Source organism: Caulobacter sp. P1_B12_2 (assembly GCF_056406675.1).
The window spans coordinates 1-1,145 of the sequence record NZ_JBFTZS010000763.1; the positions used below are offsets into that span (position 1 = coordinate 1).

3 protein-coding genes are annotated in these 1,145 nt (G+C 74.1%); all 3 read left to right on the forward strand.

The window, feature by feature from the left end; translation table 11 throughout:
- Positions 1-264, forward strand: a 264-nt coding sequence (locus AC1DZ6_RS25580; RefSeq protein WP_477099889.1) for a head-tail connector protein, incomplete at its 5' end; no start/stop codon positions are given.
- Positions 261-662 carry a DUF3168 domain-containing protein gene (locus AC1DZ6_RS25585; RefSeq protein WP_477099890.1) on the forward strand — a complete coding sequence of 134 codons (402 nt, stop codon included), beginning with the start codon at positions 261-263 and terminating at the stop codon, positions 660-662. The genes AC1DZ6_RS25580 and AC1DZ6_RS25585, both read left to right, overlap by 4 nt.
- Before the next feature lie 15 nt (positions 663-677).
- A complete protein-coding gene (locus AC1DZ6_RS25590; RefSeq protein ID WP_477099891.1) occupies positions 678-1,094 on the forward strand; it encodes a phage major tail protein, TP901-1 family in 417 nt (138 codons plus the stop codon).
- Positions 1,095-1,145 lie beyond the last annotated feature (51 nt).

The window sequence follows — 1,145 nt, forward strand, 5'->3', positions numbered from 1 at the left end:
CTCTCCACCACCCTGGCCGAGGCCAAGGGTTTCCTGCGCGTGGCCGACGCCGGCGAGGACGCCCTGGTGACTCTGCTGATCGACGCCGCCGAGGCGCGGGTCGCCGCCGCCACCGGCCTCGTGCTCACCCTGGCCAGTCCCGCCCCGTTGCGGCTGGCCGTGCTGGTCCTGGTCGCCCACGCCTACGAGCACCGCGACGCGTCCGAACCGCCGGCCGGCCTGGTCGAGGCCTGGCTGGCGCCCTATCGCGAGGCCCGGCTGTGAGCGGCGCCGACGCGGCGATCGCCGCCGCCCTGGTCGAGGCCCTGAAGGCCGCGCCCGCCGTCTCCGCCCTGGTCGCCGCCCGCGTCCACGCCGACGCCCCGCGCCATCCGGTCTATCCGTGCGTCAGCCTGGGCCGCCAGGAGAGCCGGCCGTTCGGTCCCGACGCGGATGGCCTCGAGCACCTGCTCACCGTCACCTGCGCCAGCAAGTTCGGCGGGCCGGAGGAGGCCCGCGCCGTCACCGCCGCCGTCCGCGCGGCCGTGCACAACGCGGCGCTGGCCGTGAGCGGCCGTCGCCTGGTCACCCTGCGCGTCACCTATGCCGACGTCTTCCGCGCCGCCGACCGCGAGCTGTCGCTCGGGGTGCTGCGGGTGCGGGCGGTGACCGAAGCTCTCTAACGAAAGGACACGCCCATGGCCGCTCAAGCCGGCAAAGACCTCCTCCTGAAGATCAGCGACGGCGCGCCGACGCCGGTCTTCACCACCGTGGCCGGCCTGCGGGCCCGGACGATCAGCCTCAACGCCCAGACCATCGACGCCACCGACGGCGACAGCGCCGGCCGCTGGCGCGAGCTGCTGGCCGGCTCGGGCGTGCGCTCGGTCGCCGTCTCGGGCAGCGGCGTCTTCCGCGACGCGGCCTCGGACGCGGCGGTGCGCGACAGCTTCTTCGCCCAGACGGCGCGGGTGTGGCGCCTGGTGATCCCCGACTTCGTGCAGTTGGAGGGGCCGTTCCTGGTGGCGGCCCTGGAATATGCCGGCGACCATGACGGCGAGGCGGCGTTCGCCCTGTCCCTGKCCTCGGCCGGGGCGGTGACGTTCACGGCGATCTAGGTCCAACCACAATACGCATCCTCATAAATCACCGTCATCCCGGGCCCTGTG